This window comes from Isoptericola sp. GX10416 (assembly GCF_056590155.1).
Window position 1 is genome coordinate 251,011 of the sequence record NZ_JBWPVO010000001.1, and the last position, 17,370, is coordinate 268,380.

Here is a 17,370-nt window from a genome sequence, read left to right on the forward strand (position 1 = left end):
TCCGCGGGGAAGATCAGGCACCGACGGCCTCGCGCACCGCAGCCGACACGCCCTCGAGGGCCGCCGGCACGGCGGAAGCGTCCGAGCCACCCCCCTGCGCGAGGTCCGGCTTGCCGCCGCCGCCGCCGCCGAGGGTCTTCGCCGCGGCCTTGACGAAGTCACCGGCACGCAACCCGGCGTCGCGGGCACCGGCGTTCGTCGCGACCACCACCAGCGGGCGGTCGGCCGCGACGCCCGCCACGGCCACCACTGCCGGGTCCGCGTCACCGAGCCGGCCGCGCACGTCGAGCGCGAGCGCCCGCAGGTCGTCCGCGGTACCGACCGTGCCGGCGTCGTGCGCCACCACCCGGACCTCGCCGAACCGCGGCGCGTCGGAGGCCAGCGCGCCCGCCGCGGCCAGGAGCTGTCCCTGCCGCATCGCGGCAAGCTCCTTCTCCGTCTCCTTGAGGCGCGCGACCAGCGAGCCGACACGTTCCGTCAGCTCGTCGGGGCGCGCGTTGAGCATGCCGGTGAGCTGACCGACCAGGGCGTGCTCCTTGGCGTGGAAGCCGTAGGCGCCGTCGCCCACCAGCGCGTCCACCCGGCGCACCCCGGACCCGATCGAGGACTCGCCCAGCAGCGCCACGCGCCCGAGCTCTCCGGTGGCACGCACGTGGGTGCCACCGCACAGCTCGCGTGACCAGTCGCCACCGATCGAGACGACCCGCACGTCGTCGCCGTACTTCTCTCCGAACAGCGCCATCGCGCCCAGCTCCCGGGCGGCGGACAGCGACATCGTCGCGTCCGTCACCTCGAGGTTCTCCGTGAGCCGGGTGTTGACCCGCTGCTCGATCTCGGAGAGCACCGACGACGGCACGGACGACGGCGAACGGAAGTCGAACCGGATCCGGCTCGGCGCGTTCTCCGAGCCCGCCTGCGTCCGGTCCGGGCCGACCATCTCGTGCAGCGCCTTGTGGATCATGTGCGTCGCCGAGTGCGCACGGCTGATCGCCACGCGGCGCTCCGTGTCGATCGTCGCGGTACCCGGGTCGCCCAGGGTCACCGTCCCCTCGACCAGGCGGCCCCGATGCACCGACAGGCCCGCCACCGGGCGCTGGACGTCGTCGACCTCGACGATCGCGCCGGAGTCCAGCGCGATCGTCCCCTGGTCGGCGAGCTGACCGCCGGCCTCGGCGTAGAAGGGGGTACGGTCCAGCACGACCTCCACGTCCGCGGGCGCGGTGGCCGTCGGCTCCGGGACGCCGTCCACGAGGAGCCCCTCGACCTGCACCGCCGCCTGGACGTCGGTGTATCCCAGGAACTCGACCGGCGCGGCCAGGGCCTTCTGCAGCCCTTCGTAGGCACGCAGGTCGGCGTGCCCGGTCTTCTTCGCCAGGGCGTCGGCCCGAGCACGCTGCTTCTGCTCGGCCATCAACGAGCGGAAGGCCTTCTCGTCCACCTGGACGCCCTGCTCGGCGGCCATCTCGAGCGTCAGGTCGATCGGGAACCCGTAGGTGTCGTGTAGGCGGAACGCCTCGCCACCGCCCAGCACGGCGGGGCCGCCGTCGGACTCCTGCTTGGCCCGCGAGACCGCGGTGTCGAGGATCGTCGTCCCCGAGGCCAAGGTGCGCCGGAAGGCGTCCTCCTCGCCGTACGCCACGTCGCTGATCCGCGCGAAGTCGGTCTCGAGCTCGGGGTAGGAGGCCTTCATCGCGTCCTTCGACACGGGCAGCAGCGCGGGGAGCGCCTGGTCCTCGACGCCGAGGAGCCGCACGGAGCGCACCGCACGCCGGATCAGCCGCCGCAGCACGTACCCCCGCCCCTCGTTGGACGGGCTCACGCCGTCCCCGATGACCATGAGCGCCGAGCGCACGTGGTCAGCCACGACGCGCATCCGGACGTCGTCCAGACGAGCCTCCGGGGTGTCCGCAGCGTTGTACCTCTTGCCCGACAGCTCCTCCACGGTCGCGATGACGGGGTAGACCTCGTCGATCTCGTAGAGGTTCTCCTTGCCCTGCAGCAGGTAGGCGATCCGCTCGAGGCCCGCGCCCGTGTCGATGCTCTTGTGCTCGAGCTCGCCGAGCAGCGGGTAGTCCTTGCCCTGGCCCTCACCGCGCACGAACTGGTCGAAGACGAGGTTCCAGAGCTCCAGGTAGCGGTCGCCGCCCGGATCCACGTTGCCGCCCACGGCCTCGGGTCCGTAGGCCGGGCCACGGTCGTAGTGCCACTCCGCGCAGGGGCCGGCCGGACCCGGCTGCCCGGTGTCCCAGAAGTTCTCCTCGCGCGGCAGGCGCACGATGTGCCGCGGGTCGATCCCGACACCCTTGGTCAGGGCGTCGTAGGCCTCGTCGTCCTTCTCCCAGATCGTGACCCACAGCCGGTCACCGTCGAGGCCGTAGCCACCGGCCGCCTGCTCGGAGGTCAGCAATTCCCACGCGAAGTCCACCGCCTCGCGCTTGAAGTAGTCGCCGAACGAGAAGTTGCCGTTCATCTGGAAGAACGTGCCGTGCCGCGTCGTGTGGCCCACGTTCTCGATGTCGTTGGTGCGCAGGCACTTCTGCACGCTCGCGGCACGCGGCCACGGAGGGGTCTCGGTCCCGAGGATGTAGGGGATGAAGGGCACCATGCCGGCGATCGTGAAGAGGATCGTGGGGTCCGGCGAGACCAGGGGGACGCTCGGCACGATCTCGTGCCCCTTCGACTCGAAGTAGTCGAGCCAACGCTTGCGGATCTCGGCGGTACGCATGATGTCCTTCGTGATGTGGTCGTTGGTGCCCGACGACGGTCGGGCAGGCCCTGCCAGGATTATCCCCCGAGGCGGGCAGGGCTCAGAACGAATAACCGAGCTCGTCCTCGTCGGCCGCGATCTCGGCCTCCGGGTCGGCGGTCGCGGCAGCCGACGACGGCGACGCGTCACGGGCCGCGTGGCGCCCGTGTGCCCCCTGGCGCGCGGCACGCACCTCGTCCGGGTGCACCTGGCCATCCGCCAGCAGTGCCGCCACGAGCTCCGCCTCGCGCGCGTCGCGGGCCGCACCGAACTCGGTCCGGAACGACGACAGGAACGTGCCGGTACGGCGAGACGCCGTCCGGCCGAGCTCCGAGGCGCGGTCGGCGACGGCTTCCGGGGTGTACCGCGCGACGACCCGGCGTCCCTGACGGACGGCGACGACCGTGATCGTGACGCCGACACCCACCCAGAACAGGCGGCGGATCACCGCACGTCACCGCCGTCGTCGGCGGACTGCCTCCGCCACGCCTTGCCGAACGCCTGCCGTACGCCGTAGGAGAACGCCGCCACCTTGATCAGCGGGCGTCCCAGGGTCGATGCGTACAGACCGGCGAGCGCCGAGACGTTCTCGCTCACCTCCGCCGCGGACGTCGTGATCGTGTCGACCTTGACCAGCTGCTCGTTGGTCGACGCGACCGTGGTGGCCGCCTCGTCCAGGATCGGCACGGAGTGCTCGGTCAGCTCGCGGATGGATCGCGAGGTCTCGTCGAAGGCTCTGCCCAGCTTCACGAGCGGGACGGCCAGGAAGCCGACGAGCAGCACGAACGCGAAGGCGGCGACCAGCCCTGCCACGTCCCCAGCGGACATCTGTCATCTCCTCGATCGGGTGCTGGGCCACCCTATCCGAGAACGACGGACGCCCCGCTCCCTGAGGGGGGCGGGGCGTCCGGCCGGCATGCTGGTGGTGTCAGCGGGCGTAGAACTCGACGACCAGCTGGACCTCGCACGTCACGGGGACCTCGGCACGCTTCGGGGCGCGCGTCAGCGTGGCCGACAGCTTCTCCAGGCTGACGTCCAGGTAGCCCGGGAGCTGCGGCAGGACGTCGCGGTGCGCGCCGGCGGCAGCGACCTGGAACGGCGTCGTGGTCTGCGACTTGGGCTTGACCTGAAGGGTCTGGCCCGGCTTCACGCGGAACGACGGGCGGTCCACGATCTTGCCGTCGACGAGGATGTGGCGGTGCGTGACCGCCTGGCGGGCCTGCAGGATCGTGCGGGCGAAGCCGCTGCGCAGGACGAGCGCGTCCAGGCGGGTCTCGAGGTCCTCGACCATGACCTCACCGGTCAGGCCGGGGTTCTTGCGGGCGACCTCGTAGACCTTGAGCAGCTGCTTCTCGCGGAGCGCGTACTGCGCGCGCAGACGCTGCTTCTCCCGGAGCCGCACCGCGTAGTCCGACTCGGTGCGGCGGCGAGCACGGCCGTGCTCGCCCGGGGGGTAGGGGCGCTTCTCGAAGTGCTTGACGGCCTTCGGGGTCAGCGGGATGCCGAGCTTGCGGCTGAGGCGCACCTGGCGGCGCGACTTGGTGACAGCAGTCACAGTTGCTTCCTGTCCTGTCGTTGGATGGTGAGGTCACACCCGAGGCGTCCTGCGGCGTGAGCCGAGGGTGTCGGGTGCGGGACCAGCCGTCGGAGCGAGGTGCTCGCAGGGCCGAGGTCCCAGGTGGTCGCCGTGAGGGCAACCCCACCATGCTACCTCACGCTCTCCCCGCCGGAGAGCAGCCCACGGATCCGCTCCAGACGCTCCGAGATCTGCCGTTCGTACCCCCGATCGGTCGGTTCGTAGTAGCGCCGTCCCACGAGCTCGTCGGGCAGGTACTGCTGGGCGGCGACGCCGTGCGGCTGGTCGTGGGAGTAGACGTAACCCTTCCCGTGCCCGACCGACTCGGCACCGGCGTAGTGCGAGTCCCGCAGGTGCGCCGGCACGACACCGACCCGGCCCGCGCGCACGTCCTCCAGGGCCGCTCCGATCCCGGCGTACGCCCGGTTCGACTTGGGCGCCGACGCCAGGTGCACCACGGCCTCGGCGAGCACGATCCGACCCTCGGGCATCCCGATGAGCTGCACGGCCTGCGCTGCCGCCACCGCCGTCTGCAGCGCGGACGGGTCCGCCATGCCGACGTCCTCCGCGGCCGAGATCACGAGACGCCTGGCGATGAACCGCGGGTCCTCCCCCGCCGCGACCATCCGGGCCAGGTAGTGCAGGGCGGCGTCGACGTCGGACCCGCGGATCGACTTGATGAACGCGGAGATCACGTCGTAGTGCTGGTCGCCGTCACGGTCGTAGCGCACGGCCGCGACGTCGACGGCGCGCTCGACCGCGGCGAGATCGACCACGACCGCGTCGCCCCGCCCCGTGTCGCCGTCGGCCGGGGCGTCGCTCAGCACCGCGCCGGCCGCGGCCTCGAGGACGGTCAGCGCCTTGCGGGCGTCCCCGCCGGCCATCCGCACGAGCTGGTCCTCGGCGTCGTCGGTGAGCACCACGGCGGCGCCCAGCCCTCGGTCGTCCGCCACGGCGCGGCGGACCAGCGTGCGCACGTCCTCAGCGGTGAGCGGCTTGAGGGTCAGCAGGAGCGACCTGCTCAGCAGCGGCGAGTTGACGGAGAACGACGGGTTCTCGGTGGTGGCCGCCACGAGCGTCACCCAACGGTTCTCGACGCTGGGCAGCAGGGCGTCCTGCTGGGTCTTGGAGAACCGGTGCACCTCGTCGATGAAGAGGACCGTCTCCTCGCCACCCGTGGCCAGCCGGCGGCGGGCGTCCTCGATGACCTGCCGGACGTCCTTGACGCCCGCGGTCACGGCGGAGAGCTCCACGAAACGGCGCCCGGAGCTGGTGGCCACCAGGTAGCCGAGGGTCGTCTTGCCCACTCCCGGCGGTCCCCACAGGATCACGGAGCCCGGAGCGGCGCGGCGCGCCGAGTCGTCGGCAGGCTCGACCAGCCGGCGCAGCGGCGAACCAGGCACGAGCAGGTGGGACTGGCCCGTCACCTCGTCGAGGGTGGACGGGCGCATGCGGACCGCGAGCGGTGCACCCGGACCCGGCCGCGTGGTCACCGGGGTGCCGTGCTGACCGGTGATCGCGGAGTCGAACAGGTCCATGCCCCCAGCCTACGGAGGACCACCCACACCCGCGGGCACGCCGCACGGGGACAGCCTGCGCCGGCCTCGGGATCGCACCGACGTCTGGCGTCGGCCGCGGTCGATGGCCGACACTCGACATGACGTCGTCGTTCGAGGGGGCTCCCATGCAGACCCGCGTCATCGTCGTCGGTGCCGGACCCACCGGGCTCCTGCTCGCGGGCGACCTGGCCGCCGCCGGCACCGAGGTCGTGCTCCTCGAGAAGCGCTCTGCGGCGCTCAGCAACCTGTCTCGAGCCTTCGCGGTGCACGCCCGCTCCCTCGAGCTGCTCGACGCCCGCGGACTCGCCGACGACCTGGTCCGCACCGGTCGCACCGTGCGCGACCTCCGGCTGTTCGACCGGCTCCGGCTGAACCTGGACGACCTGCCCGGCAGGTTCCCGTTCGTCCTGGTCACCCCGCAGTACGAGGTGGAGCGCCTGCTGCGCCGTCGCCTGGACGAGCTCGGCGTGCACGTCCGCCACGACACCGAGGTCACAGGCATCACCCAGGACGCTGACGCGGTCACGGTCCGGGCGACGACCCCCGAGGGGGCCACGACCTTCCGCGCCGACCACCTGGTGGGGACGGACGGCGTGCGGTCCACCGTGCGGCAGGCCGTCGGTGTCGAGTTCCCCGGCGAGACCGTGATCCGCTCGATGGTGATCAGCGACGTCCGGCTCGCGCGGCCGCCGTCCGACACGCTGACGGTCTCCGCCCGCGACGACGCCCTCGGGTTCCTCGTCCCGTTCGGCGACGGCTGGCACCGGTTCATCGGCTGGTCCGGCGAACGCGACCCCGACGAGCCGGTCGACCTGGACGAGATCCGGGATCTCGCACGCGCCACCCTGGGCGACGACCACGGCATGCACGAGGTGCGCTACGCGTCCCGGTTCGCCGCCGACGAGCGGCAGGCCACGACCTATCGCGCGGGTCGGGTCTTCCTCGCGGGTGACGCCGCGCACGCCCACAGCCCGGCCGGTGGGCTCGGTATGAACACCGGCCTGCAGGACGCCGCGAACCTGGCGTGGAAGCTGGCCGCGGTGCACCACGGGGCGGACGAGTCCCTGCTCGACTCCTACGAGACGGAGCGCTATCCGGTGGGCCGGCAGGTGCTGCGGGCCAGCGGGACGATCCTGCGGCTGGCCACCCGCCCCGGTCGCGCGGTGGCCTGGGCGCGCCGCCTGCTGACGGCCGTGGTGTCCCACGTGACACCGGTCCGACGGCGAGCGGTGCTGATGATCTCGGCGATCGGCGTCGCCTATCCACCGCCCGCCGGGGCGCACCGATCCGTCGGGCGCCGCGTGCCGGACCTCCCGCTGGTCCCCGGTGAGCACGGCGACCGGCTCGCCGAGGCGCTGCGCGAGGGCCGCTTCGTCCTCGTCCGACCGCCGTCGGCCGCTGCCGGCCCGGCCGTGACATCCTCGGACCCGCCGGCCGTGGCCGGCGAGGTCTCGACCGCGGACCGCGTGGTCGTCCGTCGGGCGGACCAGCACCGCAGCACGCTGCTGGTCCGTCCCGACGGCTACCTGGCCGCGGTCGTGCCCGGGTGAGCCGGCAGGTCAGGCCTCCGGCCGGCCCGTCGTCTCCGGCTCCGCGTCCACGCCGGCCTCCTTGCGCTGCTCCGCCGAGATCGGCGCCGGCGCCTTGGTCAGCGGGTCGTAGCCGCCGCCCGACTTCGGGAAGGCGATGACGTCGCGGATCGACGGCGACCTCGTCAGCAGCGCCACGATCCGGTCCCAGCCGAAGGCGATCCCGCCGTGCGGCGGCGCGCCGAACTTGAACGCGTCCAGGAGGAACCCGAACTTCTCCTGCGCCTCCGCCGGGCCGATGCCCATGACGTCGAAGACCCGCTCCTGCACGTCACGCTGATGGATACGGATCGATCCACCGCCGATCTCGTTGCCGTTGCAGACGATGTCGTAGGCGTAGGCCAGCGCCTCCCCCGGGTCCGACTCGAAGCGGTCGAGCCACTCCGGCTTCGGCGAGGTGAACGCGTGGTGCACCGCCGTCCAGGCGGAGTCGCCCAGCGCCACGTCCCCCTCGGCGGCAGCCTCCCCGGTGGGCTTGAACAGCGGGGCGTCGACGACCCACACGAACGCCCAGGCGTCGTCGTCGATCTGCCCCGTCCGCTCGGCGATCTCCACCCGGGCCGCGCCGAGCAGTGCGCGGGAGTCCGCCGTCCTGCCGGCGGCGAAGAACACGGCGTCGCCGGGCCGCGCACCGGTGGCGTCGGCGAGGCCGGCCCGCTCGGCGTCGGAGAGGTTCTTCGCGACCGGGCCGCCGAGCGTGCCGTCCTCGGCGAACGTCACGTAGGCCAGACCGCGAGCGCCGCGCTGCTTCGCCCAGTCCTGCCAGGCGTCGAACTGGCGCCGCGGCTGCGACGCGCCGCCGGGCATCACGACGGCGCCGACGTACTCGTTCTGGAACACGCGGAACGGCGTCTCGGCGAAGTAGTCGGTGAGCTCGACGAGCGGGTTGGCGAACCGCAGGTCCGGCTTGTCGGTGCCGTACAGCCGCATCGCCTCGGCGTAGGTGATCCGCTCGATCGGGGTGGGCACCTCGACGTCGACGAGCTTCCACAGCGCGACGAGGAGCTCCTCGGTCAGCGCGATGACGTCGTCCTGGTCGACGAAGCTCATCTCGACGTCGAGCTGGGTGAACTCCGGCTGGCGGTCGGCACGGAAGTCCTCGTCGCGGTAGCAGCGGGCGATCTGGTAGTAGCGCTCGACACCGCCGACCATGAGGAGCTGCTTGAACAGCTGCGGCGACTGCGGCAGCGCGTACCAGGAGCCGGGCGAGAGGCGGGCCGGGACCAGGAAGTCGCGGGCGCCCTCCGGCGTGGATCGCGTCAGCGTCGGCGTCTCGACCTCGATGAACTCGTGACCGTCCAGGACCCGGCGGGCAGCCTGGTTGACCTGCGAGCGCAGCCGCAGCGCCGCGGCAGGTCCGGGTCGGCGCATGTCCAGGTAGCGGTGCGCGAGCCGGGCCTCCTCGCCGATCTGCTCGGTCTCGGCCAGCGCCGTCGAGACCTGGAACGGCAGCGGCGCGGACTCGTTCAGCACCACGACCTCGGTGGCGATGACCTCGACCTCACCCGTGGCGAGGTTCTCGTTCGCGTTGCCCTCGGGACGGCGGGACACCTCGCCGGTGACCTGCAGCACGAACTCGGCGCGCAGCGGGTGCGCCACCGACTCGTCACGGATGACGACCTGGGCGATGCCGGAGGCGTCGCGCAGGTCGATGAAGGCCACTCCTCCGTGGTCCCGGCGGCGATCGACCCAGCCCGTGAGGGTGACGGTCTGGCCGATGTGCTCGGCCCGCAGTGAGCCGGCCGTGTGGGTGCGGAGCACGAAGTGGTCCTTTCGAACGGGATCGTTGTCGGCCGCCGGAGCCTCACGGCGTCCCGGCGTGGGCGCGCGCGACGCCCGTGCCATCCTACTGGGGCACCGCACCGCCACCGCGAGGAGATTCCCATGGCCCGCCAGATCGCGACCAGCACCACCGTGTCCCGCGAGGACCTCGTCGACTTCCTGCGGGCGCGCCGCAACGGTGTGCTCGTGACGACCCGTGGCGACGGCCGTCCTCAACTGAGCCCGGTCACCTACGGCGTCGACCCCGCCGGGCGGGTCGTGGTCTCGACGTACCCGGAACGCGCGAAGGTGGCGAACCTGCGCAAGCGCCCGCAGGCGTCCTTCATGTCCCAGGGCGAGGACTTCAACGACGCCTGGGTGCAGGTGGACGGCATCGCGGAGGTGCTCGACCTCCCGGAGTCCGTCGAACCGCTGGTCGAGTACTACCGGGCAGCGGCGGGCACCGAGCACCCGGACTGGGACGAGTACCGCGCCGCGATGGTCACGCAGGGCAAGTCGGTGGTGCGGATCACCATCGAACGGTGGGGTCCGATCGCGACCGGCGGGTTCCCCGCGCGGCTGGCCGACGACGACTGAGGCGCTCGTCACCATCGGTGCACGGGGTGCTGTGCCCGTCGTAACCTCGGCTCATGCGGTGGATTCCTGATCCGACGTGGCCGGTGCTGGTGCTGGCACTCGTCACGGCCGTCGACGCCGTCATGTGCGTCAGGCCGGCAGCGTTCATCGCGCAGTGCTTCCGCGACGTGAACTTCCCGGAGCGGTGGTGGTGGGTCACGCCGTGGGTCAAGGGTGCCGCAGCCCTCGGGCTGGTCGCCGGTCTCCGGATCCCGGTGCTCGGCTCCGTCACGTCGGTCGCACTGGTGGCCTACTTCGTCGTCGCGATGACCTTCCACGTCCGGGCACGCGATCTCGGCCGCAACTTCTTCGTCAACGCCACCGGGATGCTGCTCCTGTGCCTCTTCGTCCTGTGGTTCTCGTTCATCCGGTGACGGCGCCGACTGCCGTCGGCGGGCGGGCAGGCTGGACGCGCCAGCGCGGACGCGCGCTGGACCGTTCAGAAGAGCACCTGCTCGACACCCGCGCCGGCCACCTCGAGCCCGCTGCCGTCGCGAGGCATCCCCGCGACGGCCCCTCGTGCGGGTGCCTCGACCATCGACCCGGCGGGATAGTCGCCCTCGTCGTGCGGACGGAGCTCGCCGTGCCGGCCGGTGGCACCGGACCCTGATCGGTGCCCGGACCGGCCGAACCCGCGCTCGTCGAGCAGGGGACGGACCCGGTCCCACAGCCACTCGCGGTAGCCCTTCAGTGCGTACGTCCCCCGCGTGAAGACCCGTTCGTACCCGGCCACCAGGTGCGGGTGGTCCTGGGCGAGCCACTCGAGGTACCACTCGCGCGTCCCCGGCTTGAGGTGCAGCGGGACGACCGTGACGCCGGTCGCGCCGGCGTCGGCCACGGCGTCCAGCAGGCGTCGCAGATGGTCGGTGGAGTCGGTGAGCCAGGGCAGGACGGGCGCCACCATGACGCCGCACGGCAGTCCGGCGTCGCGCACCGCGCGGACGAGGTCGAGCCGGGCCCGGGGCGTCGGCGTCCCCGGTTCGACCGCCTGCTGGAGCTCTTCGTCGACGAACGCCAGCGAGACGCCGAGGCCCACCTCGACCCGCTCGGCCGCGTCGGCGATCAGAGACAGGTCACGGCGCAGGAGCGTGCCCTTGGTGAGGATCGAGAACGGCGTGCCCGAGTCCGCGAGCGCCGTGATGATGCCCGGCATCAACCGGTAGCGCCCCTCGGCACGTTGGTACGGGTCGGTGTTGGTCCCGAGCGCGACCGCCTCACGCCGCCACGAGGGTCTGGCCAGCTCGGCGCGCAGCACGTCGTCGACGTTCGTCTTGACCACGACCTCGGAGTCGAAGTCCTTGCCGGCGTCCAGGTCGAGGTACTCGTGCGTCGGGCGGGCGAAGCAGTTGTGGCTGATCACACCGTTGGCGACGAAGTCACCGGTGCCGGTCGTGATGTCGACCATCTCCTGCTCGAACCCGAGATTCTCGACGCTGACCACCCGCAGGCCGGCCCACGACGTGACGGTGTCGCCGACGACCTCCAGCGGCCGCGCGGACGCAGGCGTCGCGGCACCCCGAGGACGGCGGCCGCCGCATCCCATCAGGTGGTCGCCCTGCGTCAGGGACGGTCGCTGCGCCCCACCGGGCCGCTGCCTCGCGACGTGCTTCCACCCGTCACCGCGCGCAAGGAACCGGTGTTCTCCACTGGCGACCAGCTCGGTCCCGTCGGCAAGGACGACCCGGTACGCCGTCCTCACGGTCGGCCATCTCGCGAGCACCTGCGTCGTGACGTAGCGCCTGCCCTCGCCGTCCGGCTCGGTGCCCACGATCTGGTCGCCGACCATGACGTCACGGATCGGCTTCTGCCGGCCGTCGGCCAGGAGGACCAGCGTCTCCGGATCCAGACAGTAGCGGCACGCATGACTGCATCCCCGGTACGGGTTGACCGTCCAGCCGAACGGCATGCGGGACGCCGCCGGAACCTTGGACAGCGCGCTCTTGGCCAGCACCTCGTGGAATGTGATCCCGGCGAACTCCGGCGTACGCACGCTGCGCACCAGGCCCGCACGGGCCAGGTCGGTCCGGTCCAGCCCGGGCAGGGCGCCGTCGTCGGCGGTGACCGATTGCGCGTCCCATCTCACGCCGCTATTCGAACACGAGTTCTATCGGAGGTCAACGGCACGGTGGCCATCGCGGGTGCGTGCGGCGTCGGGCCCGGACGGTACCCCTTGAGGTCCCCGCGGAACACCACGTCGCCCGGCACACGGAGCAGCGTCTGGGGGCTGACCTTCCAGCGCGGCATCCCCAGGTCGCAGACGCCTGCGTCACGCAGGACGTGGTAGACGAACTCCGAGCACACGAACCGCGTGCTGTCCTCGGAGCCCTGCCCGAGCAGCCCGGCGTGGTTGTAGGAGTACGCGTCGCTGTCCACGGTGAACCGCGCGATGCTCGCTTCGACCGCGACGCGCTGCCGCGGCGTGGCCGGGACCTCGATCACCGCGCCCGGCAGCACCGGCATGCGCCGATACAGCTCGTCGTCGAGCCGCTCCCGCTTGAAGCACCCGACGAACGGGTTGCCCGCGCGGCGGCGGCCGAAGCTGAACATGTGCTCGAGGCCCGGGTCCAGCGCGAGCGCAGCATGCGTGAACTCGGCGCCGGTGGCCCACCGGATCGCTCGGGACAGGACGGTGGTGCTGCGCGACAGGACGACGTAGACGTTCACGCGACGGACGATATGTCAGCATCGGTCACATCGGGCCAGGTCAGCGCAAGAATCAGGGGTGAACTCAGGGACGGCTCAGGGTTCGCACGACACCCTTGGCCTCACCGTCCGGCGCACGCCCATGGGACTGGAGCTCGACGTCACGGAAGGTTCTGCCGTCTTCGTCTGCCCCAAGGGCGACGCCCACGGACCCGCCTCGTTCGCGTGGTTCACCGACCCGGCAGGCAACGTGCTCGCGCTCATCCAGGCCTGACGCCGAGCCGTCCGTACGGTCCCCGCTCAGCGGGACGTGCGTGCGCGCCGTGCGCGCAGGGCCACAGCTGCCGAGACGGCCAGGAAGAGGCCCGCCACCACGCCGGTCACCGCGGCCGGGACCGCGAGCGCCGCGTCACCGGCCTGAACCTCGGAGAGCATCCGCGCGGAACGGACCCCGAGGAACCAGCCCGCCGCGAACACCAGCCAGTTCCATCGGCCGAGCCTCGCGTGCGCCAGGTCGCCGAGACGGGCCATCCGGCCCGTCAGCGCCGACCAAGCACGCACCACCGGGGCGACGCGCGCGGGCGGTCGCGGGATCGCGTCGGGGCCTCGTGGCGGCAGCGGAATCGTGAGATCGTCGGCGACGCGCCGGTCGATGCTTGCGGCGACCACGTCGGCCGACAGCCCTTCGTGGACGGTCGGTTCGACGGCGACGCGGAACCCGTCGGCGCCGACGAGCACCCGGCCGCCGTCCGGGCGGGTGAGCAGTGCGACGCAGTCGGCGAAACGCACGGTGGCCGCGCCGTCCGGCGTCACGACGCTGGCCCCCTCGCGGCCGACGACGAGCGCGACGCCGGGTGCCACCAGCGACGGGTACCGTTCGCCGTCGACGGTGTCCCGCGACCACACCAGGGCCGGCTCGACCCCGGCCCAGTCGAGACGACCTCCGGGCGTCTGGATCAGGGCGTCGTCCCAGACCCGCTGAGCCACGGCCCGCACGTCCTCGAGCGACACGGCGTCGAGCGTCGCACGTCGTTCCTCGACCGAGACCACAGGCGCCCCCAGCAGGAGGTCGGCCGCGACCGTCGGCAGCATCGCGGCGCCCAGGTGAGGCACGTCGCGCTCGCGGTGCAGCGTCGAGCGCGCCGCGTCCAGGTCCGCCTCGGAGAGGCCGCCGCCGCGGAGCGTCGCGAGCACGTCCACGAACTCCCCGACCACCGCGTCCTGCCTCTCGGGCAGCGCGTCGGCGTAGAGAGTGATCACCGCGGCCGAGGCGTCGCGGACGGAGTAGTCCGCCTCGGTCGCGTAGGAGAGTCCTGTCCGCCGCCGCAGCCGGTCGAACAGCGCACGGGAGGCCACCCGGGTGAGCACGACCGCCGCGGGCGACCTGTCCACGACCGCATCCAGCACGACGGCCCCGTCCGCACCGGCGAACGACGCCGGGGTGACCTCCAGGGCGTTCGTCGGGACCGGCGGAGCGATCCGCGCCCCGCGCGGCAGGCGCAGGTCGAGCCCGGCGGGCACCGCGGCGGTGGTGAGGTGAACCACCGCGTTCTCGGCCGTGAACCGCTCCTCGGCCCAGTCGCGCACCTGCTCCTCGGTGAGCCGCCGGACGCCCAGCTCGTCGAAGCCGCTCAGCCCGTACCCCCGGGGCCCGTGACGCCAGGCGCGCAGCTCCCCGCCGACGCCGCGAACCGAGCCGGACGCCTCCGTGCGCAGCACCTGCTTCTCCAGGGGCAGCCGGGCGACGGGCAGGTCTCGCAGCGCGGCACAGACGGCGTTGAGGTGCGCGACCACCTCGTCGACCGCCCCGGTCGCGTGAAAGGTCGTGTACATGGCGCCCGTCACACCGTTGTGGTGCACGTCGACGGGCTGGTCGGAGTGCAACGCCAGGTGCTCGACCAGGTGGGTGATCCCTGCGGTCGCCAGCGTCTCGTCCGCGCGACCCACCCGGAACGTCAGAGCGCCGGTCACCGGCCCGTCGCGGTGCGCGTGCAGGACCGGGACGTCGTCGACCACCGACCACGAGATCACTCCCGCCAAGGGCGCCAGACGTCGTCCGAGGTCCTCGGACATCGGGGCCCCGGACGGTGCTGCGGCAGTCTCGGCGACGTCGGGCGCTCCGGTGCGGTCGGTGCTCACACCTTCGCCCGTCGTCGGCCGGGCCGCGCGCCCTGCCACAGGTACCGCGCCGCCAGACCCGTCGCCGCCAGGAGCACGACCAGACGGACGACCGCGCCCGGCTCGCCCCGGGACACCGCCCCGACGCTGACGACGACGCCGGTGGCGCACAGGGCCAGCATCACGACGAGGAATGCCATCGAGACCCCCCACAGCACCCTGAGCCACCGGCGTCTGGTGCGCGACGGCGCTCCCGGGGCGTCAGGTACCACCGCTGCCCCCAGGGCCTGCGCACGGCTGCGGGCGTACCAGCCCGCAGCGTCGTCCAGGTGCTCCCAGCCGTCGGGGACGGGGTCGGTGCCGAGGACCGCGAAGTGCGGCGCTGCGTCGTCGGAACGCTCGGCGAACGTGAACAGCAGCGCGAGCCTGGCGTGCACGGCGTCGGTTGCAGGTCCGGTCGCGGCGTCCGGACCGAGGACCTCCCGCGCGGCCAGGCGCAGCTCCGCGACCGTGGCGTCGTCCAGGAACGTTCCGTCGCCCGTGGCGAGCCAACGCTCGACCTGCAAGTTCGCCACGAGCGCCCTGCTCGGCGAGCCCGCCGGCGCGGCCGCTGCGCACTCGGCGACGAACGCCTCGGCACGTTCCCAGGACCCGCCCCACTTCGGCAGGACCTGCTGCAGGTAGGCGTCCTGCGCCCGCCAGTGCCCGGGGACAAGGTCGGCGATCCGGTCGTACCGGCGCCGCGCCTCGGTGAGGCCGAGCCCGAGGCCACGCGCCGTGGTCAGCCGGAGCTCCCAGGCGAGGACCTGGTCGGGGGCCCCCGCGCAGACCTCGGACAGGATGGACTCCGCGCGCACCAGGTGCGCCCGGAAGCGCTCGAGCTGGTCGGCCGAGACGTCCTGCACCCGGGCCCCGCTGCGCGCCTCCCAGGCGAGCACCACGTGGCGACCGGCCAGCAGGGTCCGTGCGAGGACGTCCTGCGGCCGGTCGACCAGCACCTCCTCGACCAGACCCTCCAGGTCCGCGCTCTCGAAGAGCAACCAGGCGGCAAGCGACGCGGTCTCGGTGTCCAGAGCCTCGAACGTCCGCACGAGGCGGCTCGCGTCGCCCGCCTCGAGCGCGGTCCGCAGCTCGTCCAGCTCGCGGTAGCGGACCCACCGGTCGAACGTGGGCGGTCCCAGGTCACCCGTCGCGTCCGTCTCGGTCCCCGCGACCGGCGTTGCACTGCCTACCACGCTGAAGCTCCCTCGCTCGCATGCCGCCCCGGCGGCCCGGGGCGGTCCCAGGACGGGCGGCACGCGCACCCTAGCAGGGGCTTCACCTGCGACGGGACCTCCAGCACAGGTGGTCGGTCCCCGGGACGGCGCTCGCTCACCCGGCGGCGGGCACCACGCGCGGCCACAGGTCGGCCGCGGGAGGCTCCCACGCCGCCGGGTCGGCCTCGACCTGCTCACCCGAGCGGATGTCCTTGACCTGGTGCTCGTCGCCGGGGAACCAGACGAACGGGATGCCGCGGCGGTCGGCGTACTTGATCTGCTTGCCGAACTTCGCCGCCGACGGCGCCACGTCCGTCGGGATGCCGCGCGCTCGCAGCGCCGCGGCCACCGCGTCGGAGGCCGCGCGTGACTCCTCGTCCGAGACCGCGACGAGGACGGCCGTCGGGACTCCTCGCGTGGCCGACAGCAGCCCCGCCGACAGCAGCCTCGAGACGAGGCGCGAGACGCCGATCGACAGCCCCACGCCGGGATAGGTGTTCTTGCCGTCCGAGGCGAGCGTGTCGTACCGGCCACCGGAGCAGATCGAGCCGAGCTCCTCGTGGCCGACCAGGAGCGTCTCGTAGACCGAGCCTGTGTAGTAGTCCAGACCGCGGGCGATCTTCAGGTCGGCCACGACGACACCGGGCGCGCGCGTCGACGCCGCCACGATCAGCGCCGAGAGCTCCTCCAGGCCGGTCTCCAGGAGCTCGGTCCGTGCTCCGTGCTCGTCGGCGAGGGCACGGACACGGTCGACCACCCCGACGTCGGTGCCGCTGATGGCGGCGAGGTCCAGGCACGCTCCGGCCTGCTGCGGGCTGGCACCCTGCTCGGCCACGAGCAGCTCCGCGACACGCTCCGGACCGATCTTGTCCAGCTTGTCGATCTGGCGCAGCACGCCCTCGACGTCCTCGATCCCCAGCCCGCGGTAGAAGCCCTCGGCCACCTTGCGGTTGTTGACCAGCACGCGCACCTCGGGGACCCCGACGTCACGCAGGGCGCCGAGCGCCTCGGCCATGACCAGCGGCAGCTCGACCTCGTAGTGGTACGGCAGCTCGCCTGCTCCCACGACGTCGATGTCGGCCTGCGCGAACTCGCGGAACCGGCCGTCCTGGGGACGCTCACCACGCCAGACCTTCTGGATCTGGAAGCGCTTGAACGGGAAGGCCAACCGGCCGGCGTTCTCCAGCACGTAGCGCGCGAACGGCACCGTCAGGTCGAAGTGCAGCCCGAACTGCTTCTCGGACGACCGCGAAGCGGTGTCCTCGGCCTGCAGCCGGTCGAGGACGTAGACCTCCTTGGAGGTCTCGCCCTTGCGCAGGAGCTGGTCCAGCGGCTCGACCGCACGCGTCTCGATGCCGGCGAACCCGTGGAGCTCGAACGTGCGGCGCAGCACGTCCAGGACGTGCTGCTCCACGACGCGACCGTCAGGGAGCCATTCGGGGAAGCCGGAGAGGGGCGTGATGCGAGCCATGGGGCGATCTTCCCA

The 17,370-nt window shown here is 72.6% G+C and carries 15 protein-coding genes; 4 read left to right on the top strand and 11 right to left on the bottom strand.

Going from position 1 to position 17,370, the window contains the following annotated elements; all coding sequences use genetic code 11:
• Positions 1-13 precede the first annotated feature (13 nt).
• The 5 genes from alaS to ACWAT2_RS01250 all read right to left on the bottom strand — a co-directional run bounded on the left by alaS (position 14) and on the right by ACWAT2_RS01250 (position 5,860).
• Positions 14-2,725, bottom strand: a complete 2,712-nt coding sequence (alaS, locus tag ACWAT2_RS01230) for an alanine--tRNA ligase (RefSeq protein WP_402371732.1) — start codon at positions 2,723-2,725, stop codon at positions 14-16.
• A gap of 82 nt (positions 2,726-2,807) precedes the next feature.
• A complete protein-coding gene (locus tag ACWAT2_RS01235) occupies positions 2,808-3,194 on the bottom strand; it encodes a hypothetical protein (RefSeq protein WP_402371731.1) in 387 nt (128 codons plus the stop codon).
• A complete protein-coding gene (locus ACWAT2_RS01240) occupies positions 3,191-3,574 on the bottom strand; it encodes a DUF948 domain-containing protein (protein ID WP_402371729.1) in 384 nt (127 codons plus the stop codon). The genes ACWAT2_RS01235 and ACWAT2_RS01240 overlap by 4 nt, the downstream gene beginning before the upstream one ends.
• A gap of 100 nt (positions 3,575-3,674) precedes the next feature.
• Complete coding sequence (rpsD, locus tag ACWAT2_RS01245) at positions 3,675-4,301, bottom strand: 30S ribosomal protein S4 (RefSeq protein WP_402371728.1); 627 nt, start codon at positions 4,299-4,301, stop codon at positions 3,675-3,677.
• 152 nt (positions 4,302-4,453) lie between these two features.
• A complete protein-coding gene (locus tag ACWAT2_RS01250) occupies positions 4,454-5,860 on the bottom strand; it encodes a replication-associated recombination protein A (RefSeq protein WP_402371727.1) in 1,407 nt (468 codons plus the stop codon).
• Positions 5,861-5,979: 119 nt separating this feature from the next.
• Here ACWAT2_RS01250 and ACWAT2_RS01255 point away from each other — a divergent pair, with 119 nt between their 5' ends.
• Positions 5,980-7,431, top strand: coding sequence for an FAD-dependent monooxygenase (locus tag ACWAT2_RS01255; protein ID WP_402371725.1), 1,452 nt, complete (start codon positions 5,980-5,982; stop codon positions 7,429-7,431).
• Between the two features lie 9 nt (positions 7,432-7,440).
• On the opposite strand, the gene aspS is transcribed toward ACWAT2_RS01255, so the two are convergent.
• Positions 7,441-9,231, bottom strand: a complete 1,791-nt coding sequence (gene aspS / locus ACWAT2_RS01260; RefSeq protein WP_402371724.1) for an aspartate--tRNA ligase — start codon at positions 9,229-9,231, stop codon at positions 7,441-7,443.
• 123 nt (positions 9,232-9,354) lie between these two features.
• Here aspS and ACWAT2_RS01265 point away from each other — a divergent pair, with 123 nt between their 5' ends.
• Both ACWAT2_RS01265 and ACWAT2_RS01270 read left to right on the top strand, forming a co-directional pair.
• The gene (locus tag ACWAT2_RS01265; RefSeq protein ID WP_402371723.1) at positions 9,355-9,828 is read left to right on the top strand and encodes a PPOX class F420-dependent oxidoreductase; all 474 of its coding nucleotides are present in this window, start codon (positions 9,355-9,357) and stop codon (positions 9,826-9,828) included.
• A gap of 53 nt (positions 9,829-9,881) precedes the next feature.
• On the top strand, positions 9,882-10,241 hold the full coding sequence (locus ACWAT2_RS01270; protein WP_402371722.1) for a DoxX family protein: 360 nt from the start codon (positions 9,882-9,884) through the stop codon (positions 10,239-10,241).
• A gap of 65 nt (positions 10,242-10,306) precedes the next feature.
• Here the strand turns inward: ACWAT2_RS01270 and ACWAT2_RS01275 are convergent, their stop codons facing one another.
• The gene (locus tag ACWAT2_RS01275; protein WP_402371721.1) at positions 10,307-11,950 is read right to left on the bottom strand and encodes an Rv2578c family radical SAM protein; all 1,644 of its coding nucleotides are present in this window, start codon (positions 11,948-11,950) and stop codon (positions 10,307-10,309) included.
• The gene (locus ACWAT2_RS01280) at positions 11,947-12,531 is read right to left on the bottom strand and encodes a hypothetical protein (RefSeq protein WP_402371720.1); all 585 of its coding nucleotides are present in this window, start codon (positions 12,529-12,531) and stop codon (positions 11,947-11,949) included. The genes ACWAT2_RS01275 and ACWAT2_RS01280 overlap by 4 nt, the downstream gene beginning before the upstream one ends.
• 121 nt (positions 12,532-12,652) lie before the next feature.
• On the opposite strand from ACWAT2_RS01280, the gene ACWAT2_RS01285 reads away from it, so the two are divergent.
• On the top strand, positions 12,653-12,784 hold the full coding sequence (locus ACWAT2_RS01285) for a hypothetical protein (RefSeq protein ID WP_402371719.1): 132 nt from the start codon (positions 12,653-12,655) through the stop codon (positions 12,782-12,784).
• A gap of 26 nt (positions 12,785-12,810) precedes the next feature.
• On the opposite strand, the gene ACWAT2_RS01290 is transcribed toward ACWAT2_RS01285, so the two are convergent.
• The 3 genes from ACWAT2_RS01290 to hisS all read right to left on the bottom strand — a co-directional run bounded on the left by ACWAT2_RS01290 (position 12,811) and on the right by hisS (position 17,355).
• On the bottom strand, positions 12,811-14,649 hold the full coding sequence (locus ACWAT2_RS01290; protein WP_402371717.1) for a M16 family metallopeptidase: 1,839 nt from the start codon (positions 14,647-14,649) through the stop codon (positions 12,811-12,813).
• Positions 14,646-15,863 carry a hypothetical protein gene (locus ACWAT2_RS01295; protein ID WP_402371715.1) on the bottom strand — a complete coding sequence of 406 codons (1,218 nt, stop codon included), beginning with the start codon at positions 15,861-15,863 and terminating at the stop codon, positions 14,646-14,648. The genes ACWAT2_RS01290 and ACWAT2_RS01295 overlap by 4 nt, the downstream gene beginning before the upstream one ends.
• A gap of 136 nt (positions 15,864-15,999) precedes the next feature.
• On the bottom strand, positions 16,000-17,355 hold the full coding sequence (hisS, locus tag ACWAT2_RS01300) for a histidine--tRNA ligase (protein WP_402371713.1): 1,356 nt from the start codon (positions 17,353-17,355) through the stop codon (positions 16,000-16,002).
• Positions 17,356-17,370 lie beyond the last annotated feature (15 nt).

Bases quoted from the DNA above. Each gene is read 5' to 3' on its own strand.
- ACWAT2_RS01270 (WP_402371722.1), top strand. From the start codon at position 9,882: ATGCGGTGGATTCCTGATCCGACGTGGCCGGTGCTGGTGCTGGCACTC.
- hisS (WP_402371713.1), bottom strand. From the start codon at position 17,355: ATGGCTCGCATCACGCCCCTCTCCGGCTTCCCCGAATGGCTCCCTGAC.
- ACWAT2_RS01255 (WP_402371725.1), top strand. From the start codon at position 5,980: ATGACGTCGTCGTTCGAGGGGGCTCCCATGCAGACCCGCGTCATCGTC.
- alaS (WP_402371732.1), bottom strand. From the start codon at position 2,725: ATGCGTACCGCCGAGATCCGCAAGCGTTGGCTCGACTACTTCGAGTCG.
- ACWAT2_RS01285 (WP_402371719.1), top strand. From the start codon at position 12,653: ATGGGACTGGAGCTCGACGTCACGGAAGGTTCTGCCGTCTTCGTCTGC.
- ACWAT2_RS01250 (WP_402371727.1), bottom strand. From the start codon at position 5,860: ATGGACCTGTTCGACTCCGCGATCACCGGTCAGCACGGCACCCCGGTG.
- ACWAT2_RS01265 (WP_402371723.1), top strand. From the start codon at position 9,355: ATGGCCCGCCAGATCGCGACCAGCACCACCGTGTCCCGCGAGGACCTC.
- ACWAT2_RS01240 (WP_402371729.1), bottom strand. From the start codon at position 3,574: ATGTCCGCTGGGGACGTGGCAGGGCTGGTCGCCGCCTTCGCGTTCGTG.